At 67.2% G+C, this 26005-nt stretch carries 22 protein-coding genes and 4 pseudogenes; 8 read left to right on the plus strand and 18 right to left on the minus strand.

The features are described from left to right. Positions 1-49: 49 nt before the first annotated feature. The 11 genes and pseudogenes from H9L17_RS10815 to H9L17_RS10860 all read right to left on the minus strand — a co-directional run bounded on the left by H9L17_RS10815 (position 50) and on the right by H9L17_RS10860 (position 10185). A complete protein-coding gene (locus H9L17_RS10815; protein WP_187569461.1) occupies positions 50-1399 on the minus strand; it encodes a lipopolysaccharide biosynthesis protein in 1350 nt (449 codons plus the stop codon). A gap of 134 nt (positions 1400-1533) precedes the next feature. Then, a pseudogene (locus H9L17_RS10820) lies at positions 1534-1683 on the minus strand (integrase core domain-containing protein); the annotation flags it as partial. A gap of 341 nt (positions 1684-2024) precedes the next feature. Beyond that, positions 2025-2390 (minus strand): SGNH hydrolase domain-containing protein, encoded by a 366-nt coding sequence (locus tag H9L17_RS10825; protein ID WP_187569463.1) that lies wholly within the window; start codon positions 2388-2390, stop codon positions 2025-2027. A gap of 127 nt (positions 2391-2517) precedes the next feature. Next, positions 2518-2574 (minus strand): annotated as a pseudogene (locus tag H9L17_RS16315) (hypothetical protein); the annotation flags it as partial. Then, complete coding sequence (locus H9L17_RS10830) at positions 2574-3170, minus strand: acyltransferase family protein (RefSeq protein WP_187569464.1); 597 nt, start codon at positions 3168-3170, stop codon at positions 2574-2576. The pseudogene H9L17_RS16315 and the gene H9L17_RS10830, both read right to left, overlap by 1 nt. A gap of 90 nt (positions 3171-3260) precedes the next feature. Beyond that, positions 3261-3818 (minus strand): acyltransferase family protein, encoded by a 558-nt coding sequence (locus tag H9L17_RS10835; protein ID WP_187569465.1) that lies wholly within the window; start codon positions 3816-3818, stop codon positions 3261-3263. Continuing rightward, a complete protein-coding gene (locus H9L17_RS10840) occupies positions 3724-5769 on the minus strand; it encodes a hypothetical protein (RefSeq protein ID WP_187569466.1) in 2046 nt (681 codons plus the stop codon). The genes H9L17_RS10835 and H9L17_RS10840 overlap by 95 nt, the downstream gene beginning before the upstream one ends. Positions 5770-5844: 75 nt before the next feature. Then, positions 5845-6174, minus strand: coding sequence for a prepilin-type N-terminal cleavage/methylation domain-containing protein (locus H9L17_RS16320; RefSeq protein ID WP_187569467.1), 330 nt, complete (start codon positions 6172-6174; stop codon positions 5845-5847). Between the two features lie 372 nt (positions 6175-6546). Further along, a pseudogene (locus tag H9L17_RS16065) lies at positions 6547-6645 on the minus strand (prepilin-type N-terminal cleavage/methylation domain-containing protein); the annotation flags it as partial. Positions 6646-7045: 400 nt separating this feature from the next. After that, on the minus strand, positions 7046-8488 hold the full coding sequence (locus tag H9L17_RS10855; protein ID WP_187569469.1) for a sigma-54-dependent transcriptional regulator: 1443 nt from the start codon (positions 8486-8488) through the stop codon (positions 7046-7048). A gap of 101 nt (positions 8489-8589) precedes the next feature. Further along, a complete protein-coding gene (locus tag H9L17_RS10860; RefSeq protein ID WP_187569470.1) occupies positions 8590-10185 on the minus strand; it encodes a histidine kinase dimerization/phospho-acceptor domain-containing protein in 1596 nt (531 codons plus the stop codon). A gap of 127 nt (positions 10186-10312) precedes the next feature. Here H9L17_RS10860 and sucC point away from each other — a divergent pair, with 127 nt between their 5' ends. Beyond that, complete coding sequence (gene sucC, locus H9L17_RS10865; protein ID WP_187569471.1) at positions 10313-11476, plus strand: ADP-forming succinate--CoA ligase subunit beta; 1164 nt, start codon at positions 10313-10315, stop codon at positions 11474-11476. Positions 11477-11503: 27 nt separating this feature from the next. Continuing rightward, positions 11504-12379 (plus strand): succinate--CoA ligase subunit alpha, encoded by an 876-nt coding sequence (gene sucD / locus H9L17_RS10870; RefSeq protein ID WP_187569472.1) that lies wholly within the window; start codon positions 11504-11506, stop codon positions 12377-12379. Between the two features lie 239 nt (positions 12380-12618). Here sucD and H9L17_RS10875 read toward each other — a convergent pair. Further along, a pseudogene (locus H9L17_RS10875) lies at positions 12619-14652 on the minus strand (sodium-translocating pyrophosphatase); the annotation flags it as partial. 192 nt (positions 14653-14844) lie between these two features. On the opposite strand from H9L17_RS10875, the gene H9L17_RS10880 reads away from it, so the two are divergent. Beyond that, positions 14845-15354, plus strand: coding sequence for a hypothetical protein (locus H9L17_RS10880; RefSeq protein WP_187569474.1), 510 nt, complete (start codon positions 14845-14847; stop codon positions 15352-15354). 16 nt (positions 15355-15370) lie between these two features. Here the strand turns inward: H9L17_RS10880 and H9L17_RS10885 are convergent, their stop codons facing one another. From H9L17_RS10885 to H9L17_RS10905, 5 genes are all read right to left on the minus strand, one after another. Further along, positions 15371-15595: a DUF167 domain-containing protein gene (locus tag H9L17_RS10885; RefSeq protein ID WP_187569475.1), complete on the minus strand. Its 225-nt coding sequence runs from the start codon at positions 15593-15595 to the stop codon at positions 15371-15373. Positions 15596-15687: 92 nt separating this feature from the next. Then, entirely contained in the window at positions 15688-16158 is a 471-nt protein-coding gene (locus H9L17_RS10890) for a DUF2846 domain-containing protein (RefSeq protein ID WP_187569476.1), read from the minus strand. Beyond that, complete coding sequence (locus tag H9L17_RS10895; protein WP_187569477.1) at positions 16155-16727, minus strand: hypothetical protein; 573 nt, start codon at positions 16725-16727, stop codon at positions 16155-16157. The genes H9L17_RS10890 and H9L17_RS10895 overlap by 4 nt, the downstream gene beginning before the upstream one ends. 171 nt (positions 16728-16898) lie before the next feature. Next, the gene (locus H9L17_RS10900; protein ID WP_187569478.1) at positions 16899-17705 is read right to left on the minus strand and encodes a CsgG/HfaB family protein; all 807 of its coding nucleotides are present in this window, start codon (positions 17703-17705) and stop codon (positions 16899-16901) included. 66 nt (positions 17706-17771) lie between these two features. Continuing rightward, on the minus strand, positions 17772-19028 hold the full coding sequence (locus H9L17_RS10905; protein ID WP_187569479.1) for a 6-phosphofructokinase: 1257 nt from the start codon (positions 19026-19028) through the stop codon (positions 17772-17774). Between the two features lie 112 nt (positions 19029-19140). Between H9L17_RS10905 and H9L17_RS10910 the strand changes: the two genes are divergently transcribed. Together H9L17_RS10910 and mpl are read left to right on the plus strand one after the other, a co-directional pair. Further along, on the plus strand, positions 19141-19719 hold the full coding sequence (locus tag H9L17_RS10910) for an adenylate kinase (protein WP_187569480.1): 579 nt from the start codon (positions 19141-19143) through the stop codon (positions 19717-19719). Between the two features lie 172 nt (positions 19720-19891). Then, on the plus strand, positions 19892-21208 hold the full coding sequence (gene mpl / locus H9L17_RS10915) for a UDP-N-acetylmuramate:L-alanyl-gamma-D-glutamyl-meso-diaminopimelate ligase (RefSeq protein ID WP_187571944.1): 1317 nt from the start codon (positions 19892-19894) through the stop codon (positions 21206-21208). 244 nt (positions 21209-21452) lie between these two features. Here mpl and H9L17_RS10920 read toward each other — a convergent pair whose 3' ends face one another. Continuing rightward, entirely contained in the window at positions 21453-23375 is a 1923-nt protein-coding gene (locus H9L17_RS10920) for a bifunctional DedA family/phosphatase PAP2 family protein (protein WP_187569481.1), read from the minus strand. 58 nt (positions 23376-23433) lie between these two features. Here H9L17_RS10920 and H9L17_RS10925 point away from each other — a divergent pair, with 58 nt between their 5' ends. The 3 genes from H9L17_RS10925 to H9L17_RS10935 are packed head-to-tail and all read left to right on the plus strand — an operon-like array spanning position 23434 to position 25972. Beyond that, positions 23434-24255: an SDR family oxidoreductase gene (locus H9L17_RS10925; protein WP_187569482.1), complete on the plus strand. Its 822-nt coding sequence runs from the start codon at positions 23434-23436 to the stop codon at positions 24253-24255. Positions 24256-24303: 48 nt separating this feature from the next. Next, positions 24304-24735, plus strand: coding sequence for a VOC family protein (locus tag H9L17_RS10930; protein WP_187569483.1), 432 nt, complete (start codon positions 24304-24306; stop codon positions 24733-24735). Between the two features lies 1 nt (position 24736). Then, positions 24737-25972 (plus strand): acetylornithine transaminase, encoded by a 1236-nt coding sequence (locus H9L17_RS10935; RefSeq protein ID WP_187569484.1) that lies wholly within the window; start codon positions 24737-24739, stop codon positions 25970-25972. Positions 25973-26005: the final 33 nt, after the last annotated feature.

A 26005-nucleotide genomic window follows, 5' to 3' on the forward strand; every position in this document is an offset into this window, starting at 1 on the left:
GGTACCGATTGAGGGCTCTCGGTTGCCGGGAAATGTGGGCCGGTATAGTTCAAAATTTCCTTGACTGCATGTGCTTTACGAGTGTTGGCCAGAAAAGCAAGAAGGGCAGCAGGTCGAAGACCAGGAAACTGGAGAGCGTTGCCCATGGCATCAACTCAATCAGGCCTTTGCTTGCTGCCCATGTCTTGAGTATCAAGCTTGATGCAGCGAATGTGGTCGAGATCGCGATCAGGAGCCATCGGGGACTGGCTGCGTTGAGAAATGCACCATATGCACCACCTGCCGCGTCCAGGGCTGCCCATGTGGCGAAGCCAGTTAGCAGCAGGGTGGATAGCCCAAGCGGGGCGCCCATCCATATTTGGGTCACTTGCTTGAAGCCTATGGCGAGAGTTGCGGAGGTCAGGCTCGCGATTATCAATGCCAGAAATGCCGTCCAGCGCAATGTCCGGACTACCCATTTGTATTCGCTGCGTGCCAATGCCTGTCTGTAAGTTGGCCAAAGGGGTGTCCATAACAAGCCCATGCCAATCGGGATGAGTAGAAATAATCTTTGAGCGACAGCGTACTGGCCGGCTTCATCGGCGCCAATGAGGGCGGAAATGAGGGGGAGATCGGAAGTGTGGACTGCTACTGCCGAAATCTGTAAAGTCATGAATAGCCAGCTTTCACGCCTTATGTCAGCTGCTAGGCTACTTTTTGCATCAGCGAGCTGATTTTTGCAGCAGGAGAGTGGCCAATTTCGAGCCCACTGCATGGTGTTAAGGATTGCAGCCAGCACTGGTGGCAAAAGGGTGCAGGCGACTAGAATCGGCAAGGAAGCGCCAACTTTGGCTGCAACGATGGTGGCCGTACATGCGATGAGCTGTCCTACGGTGGCAAAGCGATAACCTGCGCTAGCGTCGCCGGTTCCCAGCTGTATGCGGAGGGCTAAACCGGCCGGCACTGCTAGGATCATCGACGTGATTGCAATTCCGACGGCCGTGCGAGCAAGTGGTTTGGTAGCTTCTCCGAGTCCCAGAAGGCTGTCCCAAGGCGCGAATGCAACTACCGCGATTCCGGCGACGGCAAGCGCCAGAGAATTTATGCATAAAATGCGTAATGCGATTCGGCTCAAGGCGGTGACTTCTGCGCTGTTGCCTCGCCCATGCGCGCCTGCAACGAGATTCATTGCGCCACTGGAAAGGCCAAAATCCAGAAACGCAGAAAAGGTTGCCACGGAGACTATGGTGGCCCATGCGCCAAATACCTCAGCGCCCGCCGACTCGCGTACGAACGGCATTGAAGAAAAGAGATTCAGGGTGGTCGCAAGTTTTGCCGCCAGCCCATAGCCTCCATTCCGCAAGATGCCAGCCTCGCGATGGCCTAGCGCTCTCTTTGCGAGGCTGAGCAACGACTTCATAGGTGTTTGCATGGAAGGCCGGTTATTGGGAATTATTTTTTACATGGACGATGTTGGTGTTTCGAAGGTGTGAGTGTAACCCCCACCGTCAAGCGGACATTTCAAAAGTAGAACGTGTGGCGGGTTGATTGCGGGGCGTCGTGCTCCCGAGGCTCGTTGTAGTCGATGAGAAAGTGCCATGTGGCCTCTCTGATATCGTCCAATCGGGCGAACAGGTAACGGTCGAGCACGTCCTTGCGGTAGGTGCGGTTGAAGCGTTCGATGAAGGCCCTCCGGTTGGGCTGGATGTGCTGGATCGCCATGCGGTGGGCCTTGGTCCACGTGTTGAACGCCTCCCTAAGGGCTCCGGGCCATTCTCGGTACGCAGCGCCTGCGGCCGCTCCTGGCGGATCTGCTCGAAGATCTCCAGGCGTGCGCGCTTACGTTGCCCAAGATCCTGGACGTCACCGAACGGAAGCTGCATCGACCGTCATCCCAAAAGCGAGCGCTATTGTTGCTTGAAATGGGGTTGTTCAGAGCTTTCCTGACAACGCCATGGATCGCTCGCCCGAAGTGCCTGCGCCATCGCGGGTGCCAACGCCTTCGCAAACTTTCTGCTCAGGTGCTGGCTGTCCCGATACGTCACTCATCCGTCCAGCTCGGCGCGGCAGATGCCATTGGGGCAGATGTGCGGGCCCATGTCCACGAACTCCACGTTGGGGAATCGCGATGCGGCGGCTTGCAGCGCGTGCCGTATGGCGGCGGCATCGGCGTTTCCCGCTTTTGATGTGCAGCTTTGGCCGCCTTCGCGCCATGCCGGGCACAGGGCGTTCTGCATCAGGCAGTCGGGACCGTCGAAGGGCAGCGCGGGCGTGTCTGCCAGCAGGACGATGCGCGTAGCGGCCGGGCTGAGCCGCGCCAGCACGCGTGCGGTGCCCTCCGTCCATTGCTGCGGGGTGTACGCCGCAGCGGCGCTGCCGAAGATGAAGAGGTCGGGCTTCAGCGTCTGCACTTTTGTAGCGCGGCATCGCGCCACTGCGCGCATTCGGTGTATTCGCGGCCGATGCGGGCGTAGAAGATCGGCGCATCGACCATTGGGCAGGACGATTTTTGGTGATCACCAGCAGCCGCCAGCCAGCGTAGTCCAGTGCGCCATGTACGGAGGGAAACCATTGGCCGACATGGCTGTCGCCCATCAGCACTGCGGTACGCGGTGCCTTCTCGCCGCCGAAGCTGCAGATGCGCACCGCCGCGCTGCGGTACCAGTCATCGCAACCCATGGTGTAGATGGCTTGCGAGTCCATCCACGCGGCTGCGTAGCGTTACAGTGTCGGCTCTGCAGGGCGTCGCTGGCCTGACGTGACCAATGGGTCGCCAGCAAGGCCATCCCTGCCATTGCCGCCAGCGATGCCAATGCTGCGGCGCGCGGCCATGCCAGCCACTGCTTCCAGTGGCGCAGGGGTGCTTCCACCAGCGCATGGGACACGGCAGCAAGGACCAGCGAGATGCCTACCAGCAGGGCGCGCAGTGCCGGGGTTGCGTCGTAAGCCCATGCCAGCCCCAGTAGCAATACCGGCCAGTGCCACAGATACCATGAATACGAGATGCGCCCCAGCCATTGCAGGGGCGGTAGGGCGAGCAGGCTGCCTGCGCCGCGTTGACCGTGCGGCAGACTGCCGGCCAACACCGCCAGTACCGCGCCCAGGGTGGGCAGCAGCGCCCAAGCGCCAGGGTATGCGCGCTGCCCGTCCAACAGCAGGCTGCAGGCAAGGATCAATGCCAGTCCCAGCATGCCCAGCGCAGGCGCCGCTTGGGACAAGCGTGGAGCGGCGACCGGTGCGCGTGCCGCAAGCAGCCAGACCAGTGCGCCGGCGGCGAATTGTCAAGCGCGCAGCGGCATCATGTAGAACGCCAGCAGCGGCGCGTCGCGGGTCAGTGCGATGCAGCCCAGCAGGCTGGCGACCAGCACCATATCCATGCCCATCTTCAGACGGGTCAGGCCACGTTCTCCATCGCGGGCCAGCAGCCACAGCACCAACGCTGGCCAGAGCAGGTAGAACTGTTCCTCCACGCCCAGCGACCAGGTATGTAGGTACAGATTGCGTTCGCTGCCAGGTGCGAAGTAATCCAGGTTTCCAATCGCGAAGTGGAAGTTGCTCAGCCAGAGCGCAGCCATCTGCGCCGTCAGGAACTGCTCGCCCAGCGCGGCGGGCGAAAGTAGCCAGCGCGATGCTGCACCCACCGCCACCAGCATCAGCAGCAGGGCCGGCAGCAGCCGACGTAGTCGGCGTACGTAGAACGGGAGCAGCCGGATGCGCCCAGTGGCCGTGGCTTCCTGCACCAGCTTACCGGTGATCAAAAAGCCGGACAGGACGAAGAACACGTCCACGCCGATGAACCCGCTGGCCAGCCGCGGCACCGCCGCGTGCGCCGCCGCCACCAGCAGGATGGCGACGGCGCGCAGGCCTTCGATGTCGGGGCGGAAGTGCGATGCTCTTTCGAACTCTTCGCAAGAACGTTGCATTACGGGGGGCTACGGAGACTGCGGGGCTGCCGGCTCTGTTAATGGCAAGTTGCTCGATTCGCATGGCTAGGTCGGGTCTGCCTTGTTCGCGTAGCTCTCCCGCAAGCTGCACCGGGAAAGGATCGCGCAGAGATACAGCTTGGATGGCACCCATGAAATAAGGCATTGCCAAGTCCGGTTCGCGCAGGTCGAGCATTACGAAATAGCCAATCTGGGCTTTCTGAAACGGGGCTAAATTGGCGCGGCGGTACAGAGTGGCCAAGGTCTTCAGGAGTTGCTGTTTGTCGAGTTTTACTCCCCGTTGCGCATGATAAGTGAGGATAGTGGGAGCGCGCTGGTTATCGCTGCTCATTCGCGCTGTTTCGAGGCGGTGCTGGAACAGTTCCCAGTCCTGATGACTGATGTCGCCCTTGAGGGTTCTAAGCACCACGAGAAGTGCGGGATTGCTCAGTGCATACGGAGCGAGTGTTGCGCCGTTGCGGCAGGCGGCGATGGCTTGATCCAGCCTTGTATTTTCTGGGGTGATACCGCCGCCGGCCTTGAACTGGTTGGCGCAAAGTTGTGACCAGGCGCGCCCTGAGTGCGGGGCTGCTTTTGTGGCGGCTGTGGTCAGTAGCAGATTATTGCTCCAGCTATGGGCGCGCGCGAGGGTTGTTGTCGCCAGTGCCGCCAGTAAGGCGATGCAGAGTGCGTTTCCCGCAAGTGGACGAAGCTGCAGGCGCTTGCTGGCCTCCGCCAGTAAACTGCCGATAGCCAGCACTGCACCAATCAGCGCGAAACTGTTCCGGTGCTCGAAGGCCAGTTCAAGCCCGATGACGTTGCTTGTAATGAAATGAGCAGAGAAAAACAGGAGCACCCCGAGCGAGAACAATGGCCTACGCCGACGTTGCGACCAGGCTAAGGCCAACAGCCCAAGCACAAGCGCAATGGCGGGCAGGGTCGTCCAAGGCTGTAGCAGTCCACGCGAAGGCTGTAGCCAGTCGTAATAAAAAGGCATGTGCGATGGTAGCGGCGCTACGATTTGCCAGAGGTACAGGCATAGCACCCGCGCTTGGGTTAGCAAGCGCTCCGGCGTTGAGAAATCCCGGGCGCCGTAGGCGTCCCAAGTCCAATAGTGAGGTACAACCACGAGCAAATACAGGGCTGTGCCCGCCAACGTGCCCCACAGGTAGCCGATGCGCCAGCGCTTCGCCAGCGCGGCGTCCTTGGCGGCAAAGTGCAGCAAGGTGAGCTCAAGTGCCAATGTATAGGCGGGTAGCTGGACGGAGTCTTCCTTGCAGCTCATGGCTGCACCCCAAAGCAATGCGGCGCCCAAGAGGGCTGTGCGACCGCTGCGGCCCTCGATCTGCAAGCGGCGTGCATGGAGGTAAGCCAGCAGCGTCAGTACCAGGAACAACGTACCCATGGTCTGTAGCCGCTGCACTGCATACAGCACGGAAGACACTTGCAATGGATGGGCCGCCCACGCCACGGTCAGAGCCAATGCCTGCCAGCGCACTCGTGCATCGCCAGTGCCTGCGATCAGGAGCAGGCTGCGGAACAGCCAGGCAAGCGCAAATGCCGTCAGCGCGTGGATGACGATATTGGTGGTCTTGAATGTGGCGGCATCCGCGCCTCCCGCGCGCCAGTAATCCAGCGCAAACGTCAACGTGGGCAAGCTGCGCATGTTGCCAGATATCTGCGGTGCCGCTACCACTTGTAGGAGCGAATGGACATCCAGGTGTTGAAGCTGGATCGATGTATTGCTGACGATGTTCGGCTCGTCATCAAAAATGAAGTCCCCCGGCAAGCCGGGGAGGAACAGCAGGCCTGCCAGCAGAGCAAGGATCGAGCCGAGAATAAAAAACTTGCCATTGCCTGCGGTCATGCATATCCGTCCCAAAGGGTGACGGCGCAGGTTACCGGATTGGCGGTGCCCAGGCAGCTAAGGAGTCCGCACCTGTCAATGCAGTTGGCAGCTGGCGGAGTTCATGTCGCAGGTCACCGTGCGGACAAAAGGCGAGTGCGGGGTGGCCGTGATATCTGTGTCGATGTCGGTGGCCTGGTCTATCGACGCACAGGCACTTGCCATCGGAACAGGGGGAGTGGTTTTGTCGTAAATCGCCGCAAGGGAGAAGCTGGCGTAGTTCTTGGCTTCGGCGAGGCAAGCGGTTTCTGAAGCGCGGATACGGTACTGGTTATAGGCTGGCAGGGCGATGGCAGCCAAGATGGCAATGATCGCCACTGCGATCATCAGCTCGATGAGGGTGAAGCCTTGGCTCTGGCGGTGCATGTGCTTGTCCTCGGCAGTGTGCCAATGCTAGGGCTAAGCAAGAACCGGGCCATGGCGTGATGGCATCGGGTGCGTGAACTCGGCAGTGCCGGTATCGGATGAAAAAAGCCCCTCTTGCGAGGGGCTTCATGCATCGAGCATCACGCCTGCTTATTACAGGTGGCAGGTGGCCGAATCGACGTTGCAGGTCACGGTGGCGGTGCCCGGCGTCTTGGCCGTGAAGCTGCCTGTGGCCGGGGTGCCCGCGCTGCACGCCGTGGTGGCGCCGGGTGTATAGGTCGGCAGCGTGCTTTCGGAAACCGAAGCGGCAACCCATGCATTCATGATGGCCTTGGCTTCGCCCAAGCAGGCATTGTTGGCAGCCTTAACGCGGTACTGGTTGTAAGCCGGCAGCGCGATGGCGGCCAGGATGGCGATGATCGCGACCACGATCATCAGTTCGATCAGGGTGAAGCCTTGCTGGTTCTTCATGGTGTATCCCCTAGGGTTGGTTGGGTGGTTCACGTGCCGCTTGCCCGCCGGTACCGGTCCCGTTGGGGCCTGCGGTGACACGTGCGGAAGTTATAACGCAGGATGCGTGCCAAAGACGGCCACGGCGGCATCGAGTGCGCTTTTGTGGCCGCTGTCACGGGTTTTGGCTAGTGCGGCGGCTGGAGTTTACGACGTTTTGCGTCAAATTTTGACGTTTTGCGTCAAGTTGCGAATGGGATAGAGGGCAGGTTGTCCCGCGTCTCGCTTCGGACAGCGGTGGCCATGGATGGCATGGAGTGGCGGTTTTGCTTGGCCGGGGGCGGGGGCGTGCAAAGGAGGGATCCGTCAGGTCCAATCCGGAAGTGCCGCAAGGTGCACGACAGGCCGGAACGGCATCCGTTCAGTCGATCCCCAGCTTCTTCAGCTTGTACCGCAGCGCGCGGAAGGTGATGCCCAGCTGCGCGGCGGTCTTGGTCTTGTTGAAGCGGTTGTCCTGCAGCGCCTGCTCGATGGCCTTGCGCTCGATTTCCTCGATGAAGCTGGGCAGGGCGCTGGCGGCGGATTCGCGCGGGTCGATCAGGGTGGGGTCGAGGCTGGCGGCCGCGGCGTCGGCCTGGGCCGGCATCGGTGCGGCGGGGCGGGCTTCCGGCAGGCGCAGGTCGGAGGCGCGGATGCCGTCGTCGTCGGCCAGGGCGAAGGCGCGTTCCAGGATGTTCTCCAGTTCGCGCACGTTGCCGGGGAAGGTGTAGTGGGCCAGCGCCTCCATGGCGTCGGCGTGCAGCATCGGGCGCGGGCGGCCCTGGGCGGCGGCGAGCCGGGTCAGGATGGCGTCCACCAGCACCGGCAGGTCTTCGCGGCGGTTGCGCAGCGGCGGCACCCGCAGCTCGATCACGTTGATGCGGTAGTAGAGGTCGTGGCGGAAGCGGCCTTCCTCGACCAGCGCGGCCAGGTTCTTGTGGGTGGCCGAAAGGATGCGCACGTCCACCGGGACTTCGCTGTTGGCGCCCACCGGGCGCACCGATTTCTCCTGGATGGCGCGCAGCAGCTTGACCTGCATGGACATCGGCAGTTCGGCGATCTCGTCCAGGAACAGGGTGCCGCCCTCGGCCGCCTGGAACAGGCCGGTCTTGTCGGCGTGGGCGCCGGTGAAGCTGCCCTTCTTGTGGCCGAAAAATTCGCTTTCCATCAGCTCGGCGGGAATAGCGCCGCAGTTGACCGGCACGAACGGGCCGGCGGCGCGCGCGCCTTCGTCGTGGATGGTGCGGGCGACCAGTTCCTTGCCGACGCCGGATTCGCCGGCGATGTAGACGGGGGCCTGACTGCGGGCGACCTTCGCCAGCGTGGAGCGCAGTTCGGCCATCGCCGCCGATTGACCCAGCAGGCGTGCGGCAACCGCGCTGGCGGCGGCGGGCTTGGCCGCTGCCTCGCCCATGGGGCGCGCCGACGACGGGGCCAGCTTCAATGCGTGCTGCACCAGGCCGCGCAGCACCGCCAGGTCGACCGGCTTGCTGACGAAATCGAAGGCGCCGGCCTTGAGCGCGCCGACCGCGGCTTCCTGGTTGCCGAAGGCGGTGATCATCGCCACCGGCGTCTGCGCGTAGAGCTGGGAGATTTCCTGCACCAGTTCGATGCCGGAGCCGTCGCTCAGGCGCATGTCGGTCAGGCACAGCGCGTACTGGTTGTGGCGGAGCAGGGCGCGGGCGTCGTGCAGTGACGAGGCGGTGTCGCACTTCAGTCCCATCCGCCCCAGGGTGAGCACCAGCAGTTCGCGGATGTCGCGCTCGTCGTCGACGATCAGGGCGCAAATCGGGGCGTTGTTGGCACTGCGGGCGGGGGTACTCATTTCCGGTCACGATAACCGGTTGCCGTGCCGCGTCCAAGTGCGACACGCAAGGGCAGATGCGGGTGCGTACAGAAGGGTGGTGCGGGTCGGGATATCGCCGCTCAGGCGGTTTCGATGGCGCGCGCGCCGGCCAGGCGGACGCGGAAGCAGGCGCCCCCGGCCGGAAGGGCGACGTAGGCGAGGTCGGCCTGGTTGGCCGAGCACATTTCCCTAGCGATGTAGAGGCCCAGCCCGGTGCCGTGGCCGGAGGTGGTGAAGAACGGGCGGAACAGCTGCCCGGCCACCGCGTCGGGGATGCCGGGGCCGTGGTCCACCACGTCCAGCAGGGGCGCGCCCTTGCTGTCGCGGTGGACGTACAGGGCGACGTGCGCGGGCTCGCCCGGCATGCGGCCGTAGACCAGTGCGTTGTGGACCAGCACGGTGACGATCTGCTGAAGCTGGCGGCGGTCCACCAGGCAGGGAACAGGGCCGGCCTCGGTGCGGACGTCCAGCACGTCCTGTTCGAGCGGATGGCTGTTGCGGTACTCGGCCACGAACTGGCGGGCGAATTCGCACAGGTCCACGTGCTCGGGCTGGGCGCGCTCGCGACGGGCCAGGCCCAGCACGTTTTCGACGATGCCGTTCATGCGCCGGGTCTGCTGGTAGATGATTTCCAGCAGGCGGCGGTCGGCTTCGGGGATGTCGCGCGATTCCTCCAGCAGCTGGGTGGCGTAGCTGATCGCGGCCAGCGGGTTGCGGATCTCGTGGGCGAGGCTGGCGGAGAAGCGGCCCAGCGTCGCCAGGGTCAGGGTTTCCGCGCGCCGCGAAGCCAGCTCGGCGTCGTCGAGGAACACCAGCGCCTGATCGCTTTCCGCCAGCAGGCGGGCGAAGCGCGGCAGCACTTCCGGCAGGTCGGCGGCCAGCTGCAGCGGCGTGGGGTCGTGCTGGCCGTCGCGCTCCCAGCGGCGCAGCCGCGCGTCCAGCGCAGGCGCGGCGGTGGCGAGCAGGCGGCGGCCCTCGCCGGCATCGCCCAGTTGCAGCATCGCCGCCTCGTTGGCGAGGCGGATCTCGCCGTCGCCGTCGACCAGCAATACGCCGGTGCGCATGCGGCGGATGATGAGTTCGTTCACTTCGGCCAGGTTCGCCACCTGGCTGCTGCGGTGCTCGGCCAGCGCCTGGCTGGCACGCATCTGCTTGCCGACCAGGCTGATCAGGGTGGCGATGGCGAGGTAGCTGATCGAGAACATCAGCACTTCGGCGGTCGGCCGTGCCGCCTCGTCGCCGGTCAGCACGGTCCCGACGTGCTGGATCAGCAGCGCCAGGCTGGCGGCGCCGGCCATCGCCAGCCCGGTGCGCAGCGGCAGCAGCAGGGCGGTGGCGCCCACGTTGAACAGCAGCATCATCGCGATGCCGGACGCCATGCCCGGCATGGCGTGGATGGCCAGCGTCGAGACGAGGATGTCCGCACCGATGCCGGCCAGCACCTGCGGCGCGATCCGGCCATGCCGCCGCGCCGCGAACAGCAGGCAGGCCCCCAGCAGGTAGCCCAGCGCGATGCAGGCCGCCAGCAGCGGATAGCGCGGCTGGCTCAGCAGCTCGCCGGCCGGGCTGAACACGGCCAGGCACAGCAGCGCGGCTTCGAAGACCCGGTACAGCGTGAAGAAGTGCAGTTCGCGGCGGATCGCGTCCTGCGGGGCGGGGGAAGCGGGAGGGGCCATCGCCCGGAGTATGCGGGATGCGGACCTGGGCAAAGCATGACGCGCCGCAACAAGGTAAAATGCTGGCCCGCCCGCGCCGGCCGGATCGTCCGGGGCACGGAGCGTCCGTTCTTTTCCCGGGTGATCCATGAACTTCCACGAGTATCAGGCGAAGCAGTTGTTTGCCGATTACGGCATTGCGGTTCCGGCAGGGCGCGTCGCGTCCAGCGCCGATGAGGCGGTCGAAGCGGCCAAGTCCCTGGGCGATGGCCCGTGGATGGTCAAGGCGCAGATCCATGCGGGCGGCCGCGGCAAGGCCGGCGGCGTGAAGTTCTGCAAGACCCTCGACGATGTGAAGGCCGCCGCCGGCAAGATGCTCGGCACCAAGATGGCGACCTACCAGTCCGCGGGCGTCGCCCTGCCGGTCAACCTGGTGCTGGTCACCACCGCCGGCGAGATCGTCAAGGAGCTGTACCTGTCGCTGCTGGTCGACCGCGATCGCAAGGCGATCACCTACATCGTCTCCAGCGAGGGCGGCGTGGACATCGAAGAGGTGGCCGCCAACACGCCCGAGAAGATTCACACCCTGACCGTCGATTACGTCGAAGGCGTGCAGCCGTACCAGGGCCGCGAGATCGGCTTCAAGATGGGCCTGACCGCCAAGCAGTCCAACCAGCTCGCCGGCATCATGGGCGGCCTGTACAAGCTGTTCAACGACAAGGATCTGTCGCTGGTCGAGCTGAACCCGCTGGCGATCCTCGACGACCAGAACCTGTACGCGCTGGACGGCAAGGTCAACTCCGACGACAACGCCACCTTCCGCCACAAGGACCTCGCCGCCATGCGTGACACCACGCAGGAAGACGAGACCGAAGTGCGCGCCAGCCAGTTCGACCTGAACTACGTGACCATGGACGGCAACATCGGCTGCATGGTCAACGGTGCAGGCCTGGCGATGGCGACGATGGACGTGATCGCGCTCAACGGCGGTTCGCCGGCCAACTTCCTCGATGTCGGCGGCGGCGCGACCAAGGAGCGCGTGACCGAGGCGTTCAAGCTGATCCTGTCCAGCGACAAGGTGAAGGCGATCTTCGTCAACATCTTCGGCGGCATCGTCCGCTGCGACATGATCGCCGAGGGCATCATCGCCGCGGTCAAGGAAGTGGACGTCAAGGTTCCGGTGGTCGTCCGTCTGGAAGGCACCAACGTCGAGGCGGGCAAGAAGCTGCTGGCCGAGTCGGGCCTGGCGATCACGCCGGCCGACGACATCAACGACGGCGCGAAGAAGGCCGTTGCTGCCGTCGCCGCCTGAGCCCACCGAGAACCTTAGGAAAGAATCATGTCCGTCTTGATCAACAAGAACACCAAGGTGATCGTGCAGGGCTTCACCGGCCAGCAGGGCACCTTCCACGCCACCCAGATGGTGGAATACGGCACCCAGGTCGTCGGCGGCGTCACGCCCGGCAAGGGCGGCACCACCCACATCGAGCTGCCGGTGTTCAACACGGTGGCCGAAGCCGTGGCCTCCACCGGCGCCGACGCCTCGGTCATCTACGTCCCGCCGCCGTTCGCGGCCGACGCGATCTTGGAAGCGGCCGCCGCCGGCATCAAGGTCATCGTCTGCATCACCGAAGGCATCCCGGTGCTGGACATGCTGCGCGTCAAGAACGTGCTGAAGCAGCATCCGGACGTGGTGCTGGTCGGCCCGAACTGCCCCGGCATCATCACCCCGGGCGAGTGCAAGATCGGCATCATGCCGGGCCACATCCACCAGAAGGGCAAGATCGGCATCGTCAGCCGCTCCGGCACGCTGACCTACGAAGCCGTGAAGCAGACCACCGCCGCGGGCCTCGGCCAGTCCACCGTCATCGGCATCGGCGGCGATCCGATCAACGGCCTGAACTTCGTCGACTGCCTGAAGCTGTTCAACGAGGATCCGCAGACCGAAGGCATCATCATGGTCGGCGAGATCGGCGGCGCGGCGGAAGAAGCCGGCGCCGAGTACATCAAGAACCACGTCAAGAAGCCGGTCGTCGGCTTCATCGCCGGTGCGTCGGCCCCGAAGGGCAAGCGCATGGGCCATGCCGGCGCGATCGCATCGGGTGGTTCGGGCACGGCCGAAGGCAAGTTCGCGGCGATGGAAGCCGCCGGCGTCACCACGGTGAAGTCGCCGGGCGACCTGGGCGCGGCGATCGCGGCGCGTCTCGCCAAGTAAGCGGCGTCATTCGTGCATCGCAAAGGCCGCCTCCGGGCGGCCTTTGTGTTTTTGTGAGAGGCAGACAAAAAACGGCGACCTTTCGGCCGCCGTTCTTGTTTCTGGAACCCGGTTTACTGGGCGGTTGTCTCGGGCGCAGCGGCTTCCGCCGGCGCGACTTCCATCGGCGTGGCGTCCGTGGCCGGCGCCGTCATCGCCACCGGCGCCTGCGCTGCTTCGGTGTTGCCGGTGTTGACCGGCAGCAGCGGCACGATCAGCAGGGCCACGATGTTGATGATCTTGATCAGCGGGTTCACGGCCGGGCCGGCGGTATCCTTGTAGGGATCGCCGACGGTGTCGCCGGTCACCGCGGCCTTGTGCGCCTCGGAACCCTTGCCGCCGTGGTGGCCGTCCTCGATGTACTTCTTGGCGTTGTCCCAGGCGCCGCCGCCGGTGGTCATCGAAATCGCCACGAAGATGCCGGTCACGATGGTGCCGATCAGCAACCCGCCCAGCGCCTGCGGGCCGAGCGCCAGGCCCACGATCACCGGCACCGCGACCGGCAGCAGCGACGGTACGATCATTTCCTTGATCGCCGACTTGGTCAGCATGTCCACGGCCTTGTCGTACTGCGGCTTGCCGCTGCCGTCCATGATCCCCTTGATCTCGCGGAACTGGCGGCGCACTTCCTCCACCACGCTGCCTGCCGCGCGGCCCACGGCTTCCATCGCCATCGCGCCGAACAGGTACGGGATCAGGCCGCCGATCAGCAGACCGACGATGACCATGTGGTTGGACAGGTCGAAGGTGAACGCCACGCCCGGATGCGCGGCCTGCAGGTTGTGGGTGTAGTCCGCGAACAGGACCAGCGCGGCCAGCGCGGCGGAGCCGATGGCGTAGCCCTTGGTGACGGCCTTGGTGGTGTTGCCCACCGCGTCCAGCGGGTCGGTGACGTTGCGCACTTCCGGCGGCAGCTCCGCCATCTCGGCGATGCCGCCGGCGTTGTCGGTGATCGGGCCGTAGGCGTCCAGCGCCACGATCATGCCGGCCATCGACAGCATCGAGGTCGCCGCGATGGCGATGCCGTACAGGCCGCCGAGCTTGTATGCACCGAGGATCGCGGCGCAGACCGCGAGCACCGGCAGCGCGGTGGACTTCATCGACACGCCGAGGCCGGCGATGATGTTGGTGCCGTGGCCGGTGGTCGACGCCTGCGCGACGTGCTTGACCGGCGCGTACTGGGTGCCGGTGTAGTACTCGGTGATCCACACGATCACGCCGGTCAGCGCCAGCCCGATCAGCGCGCAGCCGTACAGGTTCATCGCGCCGATCAAGCCTTCGCCTCCCATCAGTTGGGTGGTGATCGGATAGAAGGCGATCGCCGCCAGCACGCCGGACACGATCACGCCACGGTACAGCGCGCCCATGATGTTCGGGTTGCTGCCGGACACCTTCACGAAGAACGCACCGATGATCGAAGCGATGATCGATGCGCCGCCCAGCACCAGCGGGTACAGCACCGCGTGCTGGCCGACGGTGGCGACCATCAGCCCGCCCAGCAGCATCGTCGCGATCACGGTGACGGCATAGGTCTCGAACAGGTCGGCGGCCATGCCCGCGCAGTCGCCCACGTTGTCGCCCACGTTGTCGGCGATCACCGCCGGGTTGCGCGGGTCGTCCTCGGGAATGCCGGCCTCGACCTTGCCGACCAGATCGGCGCCGACGTCCGCACCCTTGGTGAAGATGCCGCCGCCCAGGCGCGCGAAGATCGAGATCAGCGACGAGCCGAACGCGAGTCCGACCAGCGCGTGCAGCGCCTCGGCATCGGCCACGCCCATCACGCGGGTGAGCACGTACCAGTAGCCGGCCACGCCCAGCAGGCCCAGCCCGACCACCAGCATGCCGGTGATCGCGCCGCCCTTGAAGGCGACGTTCATCGCCGGGCCCATGCCCTTGCGCGCGGCCTCGGCGGTGCGCACGTTGGCGCGCACCGAGACGTTCATGCCGATGTAGCCGGCGGCGCCGGACAGCACCGCGCCGATCAGGAAGCCGATCGCGGTATGCCGGCCGATGAAGACGCCGATCAACAGCAGCAGCACCACGCCGGCGATGGCGATGGTGGTGTACTGGCGATTGAGATAGGCGCGCGCGCCTTCCTGGATCGCGCCGGCGATCTCCTGCATGCGCTCGTTGCCCGCGGGCTGTCTGTTGATCCAGGCGGCCGCCCACAGGCCGTAGGCGATCGCGACGACGGCGCAAACCAGCGCCAGCACCAAACCGTATTGCTCCAGCATGAAACCCCTCCCCGGAGTGTTCGAATGGAAGACATCAGGTTGTCGTGCCCACCCGCAGGCGGGCGACCTTCCGACTATCGCATAGACCTTGCGGGCCGGGCGCGCGCCGCGGCGGGAATCGCGGCGTGTGCGCGATATTCAGCTGGCGCGTGCCAGTCTGGCGTCCCGAATCGTGATGCCGGAGCGTTTCGTATGTTGCGACTGCACATGTTCTGCGCGGGCCTGCTCGTGGCCTCCGCGGCGATGGCCGCCGACACCGCGCCGGAAATCCAGCGCCAACCGGCGACGCCGCAGCCCGTCGGCGTGCTGCATACCCTGCGCACCATCCCCGAAGCCTGCGCCCGGCTGGAAGGCCGCTTCACCGGCGATGCGAAGTCGCCCTACGCCTTCGCCGTGGTGCGCACCGGCGAACGCTGCCAGGCGCGCGCGAAGCTGGCCGACGCGGCGACCGCGAAGCCGTCTACGGCCAACGGCTGGATCCTCAACGACGTGATCCGCGTCCCCGCCGCCGCCTGCGCCGCGCAGCTGGCGGTGGTGCGCATCTGGCGCAAGCCGGCGGGAAGCGCGGTGCCGAAGATGGACGCGCAGGGTCGCGCCCGCGTCTACCTCAAGGACGGCCTGGACGCCGCCGGCGCCGGCAAGCTGGGCGCCATTCCGCAATACGCGGTGGCGATGGCGGTGGAAGGCAAGGGCTGCGGTTGAGCGACGCGGCCCGGGATCAATCCGGCACGATCACCCGCTTGAGCTTGCTGCCCGCGCCGGTCTTGATGCCGACCGACGACTTCGCGCAGCCGAACTGCCGTGCCACCAGTTCGATCAGCTCCGCGTTCGCCTTGCCGTCCACCGGCGGCGACTTCAGCTGCGCCAGCCAAGTGCCGTCGTCCTGACGCGTGAGCGCGGAGACGCGGGAGTTGGGCTTGGCTTTCACTTGCAGGACGGGCATGCCTCAGGATCGCATGCGGCGCATCGCTCGATCAAAAGGAGAAGCCCCCTTGCGGGGGCTTCGGGATCCAGGGCGCTGTCTGGACCGCTCGGTCATTTGGACAGCTTGAGTTTCGGTGCCGCGGCGTCGAAGGCGGCCTGATCGGACGGGCTGAGGTTGGGCCGTCCCACCATGAAGCCCATGGCGATCGAGCCCTGCACGTAATAGGTCTCGCCGGCTTCGACTTCGAGGGTCAGCACGTCCTTGGCTTCCGAATGCACGGTGTACTGGTGGGTGCCGGGTTCGACGGCGGCGATGAAGTAGTTGCCGCTGCGCAGCTTGCCCAAGTCGGTTTCCCCTTCGCGAACGACGAAACCCACGGCCGCGCCGGCGAACTTCGAGGGACGGAAGAACACGATCTGTCCCTTGCCTTCGGGCGGCGCGCCGACCAGTGCGGATGTGGCTGCGGCGGCAGCGGGCTCGCTGGCGGCGGCCGTCTGGGCGGCGGCGTCCTGTGCGTGCGCGGCGGTGCCGGCCAGAGCGAGGGACAGGATCAGGCAGAGCTTGCGGGTTGCATGGTTCACGGAGGAGTGTCCTCGTTGGGTCGTATGCCGGAATCGGCGGGTTGAAGGGAGGTTGCGGCCGGCAGCGGCGTGGCCTCCAGCTTTGCGATGCCTTGCGTGCCGGGCGGCACGATGAATTGCCCGCCATGGATGAAGAGGGCCAGGAGGGCTGCGCCGGGGAGGGCGGCTTCCGCCGCAAGCGCCATGCCCAGTGCGGTATTGCTCCGGTCCTTGCCCGTGCCGGTCAGCCGCAGGGCGCGCAGGCGGAATTTTCCCTGCGGAGCCTCCAGGAGGCGTGCCGCCAGGATGAGTTCGCCGGGCTTGCCGCCGGTGCGGGCCTTCTCGGCGTGAACCACTTCGCCCCGGCCGCGAGTGCCGGCGGGCAGGACGGTGCCGTCGGGCAACGTCACGGCCTCCGCCAGCTGCAGGGCGAACGTGTCCCCGCGCTTTTGTTCGAGGGAACTCAGCGGTTCGAGGATTTCGATGCGGACGAGCAGCGGGGATGCCGCGGGCACCGTCTGCGCGGTTTGCGCACGGGCGGCGGCAGGCAACAGGGAGGCAAGCAGCAGGCACGCCGCCGCGCCGCGCATTCGCGATCGAATCCCCATTCGTGCGTCTTGTTGTTCCCCGTTCCCCGGCACAAGTCTAGGGGATCGCGCTCGCGTTCCACCAGAGGGGCGACAGCGCGTGAGGTCAATGCCGAAAAAGCGAACGCCCGGCAGGACCGGGCGTTCGCGGGATTGCCGATGGCGGACGCGGCGTCAGTTGCCGACCTTCAGCTTGCCGCCCTTGCCCAAACCGCCCTGGACCTGCTGCGGCTTGTAGTCGCGCATGGCCACGACCAGGTTGTTGTAGGCGTTGGCGAACGCGGCCGCGATGGTCTTGCCTTCCGGGGTGTTGCTGTAGCCGCCCAGCGCGCCGAAGCCGCCGCTGCCGATGCCGCCGCCGCCGATGCCGAAGCTGGTCTTCTTGGCCGCGCCCTGCGCCACGCCGATCTGCACGCCGGAGCGGTTGTCGATCATGGTCAGCATGGTCTCGGCCTTGCCGAACTTCAGGCCGCCGGCCAGCGCGCCCACCGCGCCCAGCGCGCCGCCGAAATGGCCCAGCGCGCCGCCGATGCCGCCGGCGTTGCTCTGCGAGAAATTGATGCTGGGGTTGATGGTGTAGTCGGCGGCGACCATCTGGCCCTTGCCGAAGTTGCTGCCGCCGCGCATCTCGCCGCTTTCCTGCAGGGCGCGCTCCTGCATCATGTTCTGCATCGCGCGGCCGCGCTCGACCACCACGAAGCAGTTGGACTGCTGGATCAGCATGCGGATCACCGGGATGGTGGACGGCAGGCGCAGGTCGGTGGTCAGGTAGCGGTACCAGTCGCCTTCCTGTTCCTCGACCACGGCGACGGTGCCCATCGGCTCGTCGCAGGATTCGAGGTTGATGGCGGCGCCCTTGGCGTTGGCGCCGCCGGCGGCGCCCTGCGGGTCGGTCTTCTTGCTGCTCCACTGGGCGTTTGCGGGCGCGCAGATCGCGGCCAAGGCCACTGCCAGCGTGGCGGCGGTGAAAGCGGTCTTCATGGATTCCCCATCCTTTGGTTGCGTGTTGCGGAAAACGGTGGCGGTGAAGTGTAAGTCAGTTGCGGCTCAGCCGCGCCAGGCGGGCAGCCGGCGCGGGACCGACGTCATCACGGGAGTGACGTAATTCGGCAGCCCGTCCCGGCCAAACGGCGGGAACGCCTCGCCGGCGACCAGCGGCGACAGGTAGCGGCGCGCCGCCGCGGTGATGCCGTAGCCGTCCTTGCGGATGAAGCCCTTGGGCATGGTCTTCTCGTGGTTGGCGATGCGGGCCAGCGGGGCGATGTCGACGTGCCAGCGGTACGGCGCGTCGCCGTCGCGGACGATCACCGGCATCACCGCGTTCTGCCCGGCCAGCGCGCATTCCACCGCCGCCCGGCCGACCGCCATCGCCTGATCGAGGTCGGTTTGCGACGCGAGGTGGCGGGCCGAGCGCTGCAGGTAGTCGGGCAGGGCCCAGTGCACCTTGTGGCCCAGCGCGTCCTTGACCCGCCCGGCCAGGTGCGAGGCGACGCCGCCCAGCTGGGTATGGCCGAAGCTGTCCTTGCCGCCGCCGGCATCGGCCACGAAGGTGCCGTCGGCGGTGCGGATGCCTTCGCTGGCGACCACCACGCACCAGCCCACGCGCTTGACCACGGCATCGACGCGGGCGAGGAAATCGGCCTCGTCGAACGGCCGCTCCGGGAACAGGATGATGTGCGGCGCATCGTCCTTGCCTTCGCCGGCCAGCCCCGCCGCCGCGGCCAGCCAGCCGGCGTGGCGGCCCATCGCCTCGTAGACGAAGACCTTGGTGGAGGTCTCGGCCATCGCCGCCACGTCCAGCGCGCATTCGCGCACCGAGACGGCGGTGTACTTGGCCGCCGAGCCGAAGCCGGGGCAGCAGTCGGTGACCGCGAGGTCGTTGTCGATGGTCTTGGGCACGCCCACGCAGGTCAGCGGGTAGCCGAACTCGGCGGCCAGCTGCGACACCTTCAGCGCGGTGTCGGCCGAGTCGTTGCCGCCGTTGTAGAGGAACCAGCGCACGTCGTGGGCGCGGAAGACTTCCAGCAGGCGCTCGTACTTCGCGCGGTCGTCGGCCAGCGACTTCAGCTTGAGCCGGCAGCTGCCGAACGCGCCGCCGGGCGTATGCGCCAAGCCCTTGACCTCGGCGGCGGACAGCGCGGAGGCGTCGATCAGGTCTTCGCGCAGCGCGCCCAGGATGCCGTTGCGCGCGGCCAACACCCGCACTTTCCTGGCCCGCGCCGCCTGCAGGACGGCGGAGGCGGTGGCGTTGATGACGGCGGTGACGCCGCCGCTCTGGGCGTACAGCAGGGTGCCTGCGGGCATGGGAAATCCTTCGCGCTGGGTCTGGAACGGCGGCCGGATGCGGTAAGCTGGCCGGGTTGCGGGGTCGGGCGCAGTCTAACGCCGCCCCATCGGTCAATTCTGGAGCGATTCGATGCGATTGGTTCTGTTGGGCGCGCCGGGTTCCGGCAAGGGCACCCAGGCGACTCGGCTGAAGGAACACCTGCAGGTTCCCCACATTTCCACCGGCGACCTGCTGCGCGCCGAAGTGGCCGCCGGCACCCCGCTGGGGTTGCAGGCCAAGGAAGTGATGGCGCGCGGCGACCTGGTCAGCGACGAGATCCTGCTGGGCATGCTCAAGGAGCGCTTCTCGCGCGAGGACACCCAGGCCGGTTTCATCCTCGATGGCTACCCGCGCAATCTGGCCCAGGCGGCCGCGCTGGACGAACTGCTGGCCAGCCTCGGGCAGAAGTTCGACGCGGCGGTGCAACTGGTCGTGGACAACGAACAGATCATCGAGCGCCTGGCCGGCCGCGCCAAGGCCGAGGGCCGCGCCGACGACACGCCGGAATCGGTGCGTCATCGCTTGAACGTGTACGACGAGAAGACCGCGCCGGTGATCGATTTCTACCGCCAGCACGGCCAGCTGACCGTGGTCGACGGCGTGGGTTCGCTGGACGAGGTGTTCGCGCGCATCGTCGAGGCGATCCAGGCGGGCCACGAGGTCGGTTGAGGTCACCTGGGCGACCGGCGAAGCGGCGCAGGGCCGACCTCGCAAGTCGCTCCCCGATACTCGCTTGGTTGCGAGGCCGGCCCTGCGCCGCTTCGCCTACTTCCAGCCTTCGTCCGGATCATTTCGGGAACCGCACGTGAAACTCCACATCCTCGGCATCGCCGGCACCTTCATGGGCGGCGTCGCCGCGCTCGCGCGCGAACTCGGGCACGACGTCGAAGGCAGCGACCAGAACATCTATCCGCCGATGTCCACCCAGCTGGAGCGGCTGGGCATCGCGCTGAAGCAGGGGTATGCGCCGGACAACATCGCGTCCGATTGCGATGAGATCGTGGTCGGCAACGCGCTCTCGCGCGGCAATCCGGCGGTGGAATACGTGCTGGACGCCGGCCTGCGCTACACCTCCGGCGCGCAGTGGCTGGAGGAGAACGTGCTGCCGGGCCGCGATACGCTGGCGGTGGCCGGCACCCACGGCAAGACCACGACCACGACGATCCTGGCGTACCTGCTGCAAGCCGCGGGGCGCGAGCCGGGCTTCCTGATCGGCGGCGTGGCCGAGGACTTCGGCGTGTCGGCGCGCGTCGGCGCGGGCCGCGAGTTCGTGGTCGAGGCCGACGAATACGACACCGCGTTTTTCGACAAGCGCAGCAAGTTCGTCCACTACCGCCCGCTGATCGCCATCCTCAACAACCTGGAATACGACCACGCCGACATCTTCCCGGACGTGGCCGCGATCCAGCGCCAGTTCCACCACCTGGTGCGCACCGTGCCGCGGCGCGGTCGTCTGATCGTCAACGGCCACGACGAGCGCCTGCGCGAAGTGCTGGCGATGGGCTGCTGGACGCCGGTGCAGCGCTTCGGCTTCGATCCGTCGTTCGAGTGGTGCGCGCGCAAGCTGGCCGACGACGGCAGCCGCTTCGCGGTGCTGCGCGATGGCAAGGAACTCGGCGTCGTCGAATGGCCGCTGCTCGGCGACCACAACGTGCTCAACGGCCTGGCCGCGCTGGCGGCCTGCGATGCGGTCGGCGTCGACGTCGCATCGGTCGTCCCGGCGCTGGCCGGGTTCCGCAGCGTCAAGCGCCGGCTGGAAATGATCGGCGCGCGCGGCGGCATCACCGTGTACGACGACTTCGCCCACCATCCGACCGCCATCGCGACCACGCTCGCCGGGTTGCGCGCGAAAGTCGGCGATGCGCGGATCGTGGTGGCGATGGAGCCGCGCAGCAATTCGATGCGGCTCGGCGCGCATGCGGACGCGCTGGCGCCGTCGCTGGAGCTTGCCGACGAGGTGGTGTTCCTCGCCCGGCCCGAGCTGCCCTGGGATGCCGGCAAGGTCATCGCCGCGCTCAGGGGAGAAGCCCGCGCCGTTGCCGATGCCGACGCGCTGCTGGCCGCGCTGCGCGAGCGCGTGCGTGCCGGCGACCACGTGGTGTTCATGTCCAACGGCGGTTTCGACGGCGCGCCGCGGCGGTTCTTCGCCGCCCTCTGAATCCTTCCGAAGGAAATAAAGCCCCTCTCCCCTCGGGAGATGGGTTGGGGTGAGGGTTCGGGTACTCATGCGACTTCATTGGTCGCCGAACCCTCATCTGGCCCATCTGGCCACCTCGCTTCGCGCCCAGGCGCAGCGCAGGGCGTTCGGACGTGCACGCGCCAGTGGCGCGTGAGCAGCACGCCCTCACCCAGTAGGCAGAAGGAAAAGCTGTCGCTCCCGCTTGCGGGAACGAGATAAGCACTCAGCGCGGATGCGCCAGCACCCGCAGCGCGTCGCCTTCATCCAGTTTTTGGAGATCGGTCGGCAGCGCATGCGCCGGCGGTTCCGGCTTCCACAGGTTGAGCAGGCGCAGCCGGCGACGCAGCTGCATGGTGTCGTAGCGCGCCACCCATAGCGGCGTGCCGTCCTCCAGTCGCACCGGCGCGGGCCAGACGCGCAGGACTTCGATGCGTTCGGGGTCGCGCGCATCCGTGCGCCGCAGCAGCAGGCGCTCGGGATGCGCGTCCAGCGCCAGCGGCAGCACCGGGCGTTCGGCCGGCGACAGGTCGTCGTCCAGCAGGCCCAGTGCGCCCACCCAGTCGGCGGCCGGCTGCACCCGCCAGCCCTGCGCGTGCAAGCGCTGCCGCAGCAATTCGATGTCGCCGGCGATTTCCAGGTCGAAGCGCTGGCGGTCGTCGGCGATGCCCTGCGCCTGCCAGCGCCGCGCGTCCAGCGCCTGCACGGGCGGCGGCGGCTCGAACTTCGCCAGCGTCTGCGGCGCGCTGCGCGGCGCGTACCAGCAGGCGGCGAGCAGGAAGCTGCCGTAGAACGTCCAGCCCAGCGGCCGCATCCAGAACGAACGCTCGCTGTGGCGGCGGTAGGCGATGCCGATCAGCAGCACCCAGATCGCGCCCAGCAGCACGCCGCCGACGATGTCGCTGAGCCAGTGCGCGCCCAGGTAGAGGCGGGCGAAGCCGACCAGTGCGGTCGCGATGCCGGTGAGCAGGTAGGGCCAGACCCGCTGCCGGCCCGGCAGTTCGCGCGCGATCAGCACCGCGAAGAAGCCGAACACCACCGTGGTCATGGTCACCGCGATCGACGGGAAACCGAAGCCGGCCGCGGCGGTGGGCGGGCGCGGCATGTCCACCAGCGCGTCCAGGCCCTCGGTCAGCGCCAGCCCTACCGCGATGGCGACCAGCCAGTGCACGGCGGCCTTCCAGCGCCGACGCCATAGCAGCCACAGCATCGCCGCCAGCGAGGCCAGCCCCAGCACCGGCGCGCTGCCGATGGCGGCCAGCGTCGCCATCATCCGGTCGGCCAGCGGGTTGCGCAGGGCGAACATGAAGACGTGGACCTCCTGGTCGACCAGCAGCGGGCCGCCGCGCAGCATCAGCGAAGCGCTGAACCACGCCCACAGCCAGGCCACCGCGAACAGGCAGACCGCGAGCAGCAGCAACGGCGCGGATTCCGGCCGGCGGCGGTCGATCAGCGCGGCAGCGTAGCGGCCCAGCAGCGGATGCCGGTGGCTCCAGCGCAGCAAGCGCGCCAGCAGGCTGTCGGCGTTGCGCGCGAACCAGCGCCAGCTGTACAGCACCACCGCCCACGCCAGCGCCAGCGCCGCCAATAATCCCAGCAGCACCAGCGCCAGCTTGTCGGCCACCGCGGCCACGGCGTCGTAGGCCTGCCCCAGCGCCCAGCCTGGCAGCAGGAACAGCACCGCCCACGACAGGCAGGCGATGCCGCTGGCCTGCAGGTAGCGCGACAGCGGCATCCTCGACATGCCGGCGATGGCCGGCACGAACGGCCGCACCGCGCCGACGTAGCGGGCGATCAGGATGCTCTTGAAGGCGTTGCGCCGGAACAGGCCCTCGCCGCGCTCCAGCAGCTGCGGATAGCGCCGGAACGGCCACACCCCGCGCAGCGAATCGCCCCAGCGCCGGCCCACCCAGTAGCTGAGGCCATCGCCGGCGAACGCGCCCAGCGCGGCGCAGGCCACCGCGTAGGGGCCTGCGATCTCGCCCATGCCGATCAGCACGCCGATCGCGATCATCAGCGGCAGCGCCGGCACGATGGCGCCGAGCACGATCACCGCGTCGCTGAGCGCGATCAGGAAGATCAGCAGGCCGGCCGCCTGCGGGTGCGCGCCGATCCAGGCAACGATGTTGTCGAACCATGCGCCGTGCATCGGCGGATTATAGGTGGCGGACGCTACACTGCCCCTGCCACGACAACGGTGAATGCGCATGACCACGCTTTCCGGCAAGACTCTGTTCATCACCGGCGCCTCGCGCGGGATCGGCCTGGCCATCGCCCTGCGCGCCGCGCGCGACGGCGCCAACATCGCCATCGCCGCGAAATCCGACGTCGCCAACCCCAAGCTCCCGGGCACGATCCACAGTGCGGCGAAGGCGGTCGAGGAAGCCGGCGGCCGCGCGCTGGCGCTGAAGTGCGACATCCGCGAGGAGGAGCAGGTGCATGCTGCGGTCGCCGCCACGGTGGACGCGTTCGGCGGCATCGACATCCTGGTCAACAACGCCAGCGCGATCTGGCTGCGCGGCGCGCTGGACACGCCGATGAAGCGTTTCGACCTGATGCAGCAGGTCAACAGCCGCGGCAGCTTCCTCTGCGCGCAGGCCTGCCTGCCGCACCTGCTGCAAGCGCCCAATCCGCACATCCTCACCCTGTGCCCGCCGCCCTCGCTGGAGCCGAAGTGGTGGGGCCCGCACACCGCCTACACGCTGGCGAAGATGGGCATGAGCTTCGTGACGCTGGGCCTGGCTGCCGAGTTCGGCCCGCAGGGCGTGGCGGTCAACGCGCTGTGGCCGCGCACCCTGATCGCCACCGACGCGCTGAACATGATCCCGGGCGTCGAGGCCGGCAACGGCCGCAAGCCCGAGATCATGGGCGACGCCGCGCACGCCGTGCTGACCCGCGAGGCGGCCGGCTTCTCCGGCAACTTCCTGATCGACGACCAGGTGCTGCGGCAGGCCGGCGTCGCCGACCTGTCCGGCTACACGGGCGATCCGTCGAAGCCGCTGCTGCCGGATCTCTACATCGATCCCTGACGCCGCCTTCGTGGGATCATTGCGCGATCCTCACCCACGGACGACGCCATGAAATACCTGCACACGATGGTGCGCGTGCGCGACATCGACGCCTCGTTGCGCTTCTACTGCGAAGGCCTCGGTCTGCGCGAGACGCGCCGGATGGAGAACGAGAAAGGCCGCTACACGCTGGTCTTCCTCGCCGCCGACGAAACGCCGGACGCCGAAATCGAACTGACGTACAACTGGCCGGGCGAAGACGGCGGCACCGAGGACTACGGCAGCGCCCGCAATTTCGGGCACCTCGCGTTCCGCGTCGCCGACATCCATGCCACCTGCCAGCGCCTGCTGGACATGGGCTACACCATCAACCGCCCGCCGCGCGACGGCCACATGGCGTTCGTGCGTTCGCCCGACTTGATCTCCATCGAACTGCTGCAGGAGGGTCACCTGCCGCCGCAGGAGCCTTGGGCCTCGATGCCGAACACGGGAGTCTGGTGAGATGGGGCGCGACGCACGGGTCGAAGAACTGCTGGCGCTCGGCCGCGAGTGCCTGCTGCCGGTGTACCGGCAGCGCGAGATGATCCTCGAACGCGGGCAGGGCGCGCGCGTCTGGGACAGCGAAGGCCGCGAGTACGTCGATTTCGGCGCCGGCATCGCGGTGTGCGCCCTCGGCCACTGCGATCCCGAGCTGACCGCCGCGCTGGCCGAACAGGCCGGCAAGCTCTGGCACACCAGCAACGTGTTCTACAGCGAACCACCGCTGCGGCTGGCGCAGGAACTGGTTGCCGCCTCGCGCTTCGCCGAGCGCGCCTTCCTGTGCAATTCCGGCGCGGAAGCGAACGAGGCCGCGATCAAGCTGGTGCGTCGCTGGGCCGCCGCGCAAGGCCGCGCGCCGGAACGCCGCGTCATCGTCACCTTCCGAGGCAGCTTCCACGGCCGCACGCTGGCGGCGGTCACCGCCACCGCGCAGCCCAAGTACCAGGAAGGCTACGAGCCGCTGCCCGGCGGCTTCCGCTACGTCGATTTCAACGACGTCGCGCAGCTCGAAACGGCGATGGCCGGCGGCGACGTGGCGGCGGTGATGCTGGAGCCGGTGCAGGGCGAAGGCGGCGTGATGCCTGCCGCGCCCGGCTACCTGCAGGCGGTGCGTGCGCTGTGCGACAGGTTCGGTGCGCTGCTGGTGCTGGACGAAATCCAGTGCGGCATGGGCCGCACCGGCGAGTTGTTCGCGCACTGGCGCGACGGCGTGGCACCCGACATCGTGACGCTGGCGAAGGCGCTGGGCGGCGGCATGCCGATCGGCGCGCTGCTGGCCGGCCCGAAGGTGGCGGAGACGATGCAGTTCGGCGCGCACGGCACCACCTTCGGCGGCAACCCGCTGGCGGCGGCGGTGGCGCGCGTGGCGCTGCGTCGCTTGGCATCGGACGAAATCGCCGCCAACGTGGCGCGGCAGGAACGGGCGCTGCGCGACGGCGTCGATGCGATCAACCGCGATCTGGATCTGTTCGCCGAAGTGCGCGGCCGCGGTCTGATGCTGGGCGCGGTGCTGAAGCCGGAACACGCCGGCAAGGCCGGCGCGATCGGCGACCTCGCCGCCGCGAACGGCTTGCTGCTGCTGCAGGCCGGCCCCGACGTACTGCGCTTCGTGCCGGCGCTGAACATCGGCGATGCCGACGTGGCGGAAGGGTTGGCGCGGCTGCGGGGCGCGCTTGCGGACTACCTCCGCCGGGCATGAGGCAGGGGATGTCCCCGGCCGTTCCGCGCGAGA

Source organism: Thermomonas brevis (assembly GCF_014395425.1).
Taxonomy (GTDB): Bacteria; Pseudomonadota; Gammaproteobacteria; order Xanthomonadales; family Xanthomonadaceae; genus Thermomonas; species Thermomonas brevis.

Coding starts and splice junctions, on each gene's coding strand:
- H9L17_RS10815 (WP_187569461.1), bottom strand. CDS start 1,399: ATGAAGTCGTTGCTCAGCCTCGCAAAGAGAGCGCTAGGCCATCGCGAG.
- H9L17_RS10830 (WP_187569464.1), bottom strand. CDS start 3,170: ATGCTGGGACTGGCATTGATCCTTGCCTGCAGCCTGCTGTTGGACGGG.
- H9L17_RS10840 (WP_187569466.1), bottom strand. CDS start 5,769: ATGACCGCAGGCAATGGCAAGTTTTTTATTCTCGGCTCGATCCTTGCT.
- H9L17_RS16320 (WP_187569467.1), bottom strand. CDS start 6,174: ATGCACCGCCAGAGCCAAGGCTTCACCCTCATCGAGCTGATGATCGCA.
- H9L17_RS10855 (WP_187569469.1), bottom strand. CDS start 8,488: ATGAGTACCCCCGCCCGCAGTGCCAACAACGCCCCGATTTGCGCCCTG.
- H9L17_RS10860 (WP_187569470.1), bottom strand. CDS start 10,185: ATGGCCCCTCCCGCTTCCCCCGCCCCGCAGGACGCGATCCGCCGCGAA.
- sucC (WP_187569471.1), top strand. CDS start 10,313: ATGAACTTCCACGAGTATCAGGCGAAGCAGTTGTTTGCCGATTACGGC.
- sucD (WP_187569472.1), top strand. CDS start 11,504: ATGTCCGTCTTGATCAACAAGAACACCAAGGTGATCGTGCAGGGCTTC.
- H9L17_RS10880 (WP_187569474.1), top strand. CDS start 14,845: ATGTTGCGACTGCACATGTTCTGCGCGGGCCTGCTCGTGGCCTCCGCG.
- H9L17_RS10885 (WP_187569475.1), bottom strand. CDS start 15,595: ATGCCCGTCCTGCAAGTGAAAGCCAAGCCCAACTCCCGCGTCTCCGCG.
- H9L17_RS10895 (WP_187569477.1), bottom strand. CDS start 16,727: ATGCGCGGCGCGGCGGCGTGCCTGCTGCTTGCCTCCCTGTTGCCTGCC.
- H9L17_RS10900 (WP_187569478.1), bottom strand. CDS start 17,705: ATGAAGACCGCTTTCACCGCCGCCACGCTGGCAGTGGCCTTGGCCGCG.
- H9L17_RS10905 (WP_187569479.1), bottom strand. CDS start 19,028: ATGCCCGCAGGCACCCTGCTGTACGCCCAGAGCGGCGGCGTCACCGCC.
- H9L17_RS10910 (WP_187569480.1), top strand. CDS start 19,141: ATGCGATTGGTTCTGTTGGGCGCGCCGGGTTCCGGCAAGGGCACCCAG.
- mpl (WP_187571944.1), top strand. CDS start 19,892: ATGGGCGGCGTCGCCGCGCTCGCGCGCGAACTCGGGCACGACGTCGAA.
- H9L17_RS10920 (WP_187569481.1), bottom strand. CDS start 23,375: ATGCACGGCGCATGGTTCGACAACATCGTTGCCTGGATCGGCGCGCAC.
- H9L17_RS10925 (WP_187569482.1), top strand. CDS start 23,434: ATGACCACGCTTTCCGGCAAGACTCTGTTCATCACCGGCGCCTCGCGC.
- H9L17_RS10930 (WP_187569483.1), top strand. CDS start 24,304: ATGAAATACCTGCACACGATGGTGCGCGTGCGCGACATCGACGCCTCG.
- H9L17_RS10935 (WP_187569484.1), top strand. CDS start 24,737: ATGGGGCGCGACGCACGGGTCGAAGAACTGCTGGCGCTCGGCCGCGAG.